Source organism: Endozoicomonas sp. SESOKO2 (assembly GCF_024606245.1).
In the GTDB taxonomy this organism is placed as follows: domain Bacteria; phylum Pseudomonadota; class Gammaproteobacteria; order Pseudomonadales; family Endozoicomonadaceae; genus Endozoicomonas_A.
Genome location: NZ_JAHHPQ010000719.1, coordinates 1 through 1,002, shown reverse-complemented (window position 1 = coordinate 1,002; position 1,002 = coordinate 1). Strand labels below are relative to the sequence as shown.

The following is a 1,002-nucleotide window of genomic DNA, read 5'->3' as shown; positions in this document are numbered from 1 at the left end:
TTAACTCCCGATTTTCTATTCTTAACCCTTGAACTTCTTCAGTTAACGCTTCAATCCGTTGCGTTTTTTTCTCTTCTTTTTCCTGAGCGCGTCTTTTAAGCTCAATGAGAAGGGAGCCGTCGGTCGAATGTTTACTCAAGAAGTTCTGATTTATCCCCGACACCTCCAAATCGGATCGGTTATGTGCCCCACCGGCTTGATGATCACCGCATGAGGGTCTCGCCATCAGTCGCTTTTGGGAAGAGATATCTTGCTGATTCGCAAGGACAGTCCGTTTTGGCCTTGCTCCCTGCTGTAAGTATCTCAGAGAGTCAGAGGAACAGCTGGTAGAGCCAGAGGCTCTGTGGTAGCTATTAAATTGCCGGATGGGATCAGTGAACCTATTACCATTGCTGGCAGTTGTATCGTTGGCGGTATTACCACTGTGACTGATGACAGGTTCTATTAAAGGCACTTGTAGTGAATGGGAATTATGTGCCTGCCTTATCAGCTCATTTGAAAAGCGTGCTAATTCATGGCGTGATGGGTGCTTTTTAAGTTGTATAAAGGTATCGCGAAAAGGGATGGAGAATGTCAATGATGGCGCAAAAATCATGATATCACGGCTTATGACAGAATCTGACAGTTTCTCTAACAGTTCACGAATAAATTCAAGTGGGTTTGAATAGAGCAGGAACAATTGAACGAAATACTCAGTAAAGCAGCATTTTTCAAATTGTCCTATGGGTGGCTGCTGGTCAGATTGATTGACTCTGTGGATTATATCCTGAACAATCTTATACAAAATCCTTAGGTTGTTGTCGCCAACTTCGTGCAGTGTCCAGTCAGGTAGTATGATCGGTCGAAGTGAAGACAGAATATCAGGGTCATTCAAAGTACGTGTTTTATCGGTTGTAGCTTCTATCAGCTGCCTGATAAACCGGTTGCGCTTTGAGTTTTCATAGAATGAACGCTGCAGGTCCAGTGCCGCCTCAAGAGGCGTGACAGGATTACCCTTGGTGT

Annotated in this window: 1 protein-coding gene; it reads right to left on the bottom strand. The window is 44.5% G+C overall.

What is annotated here, in order from left to right:
• On the bottom strand, nt 1-1,002 hold a 1,002-nt coding region (locus tag KDK17_RS17275), incomplete at both ends, for a hypothetical protein (protein WP_257255316.1).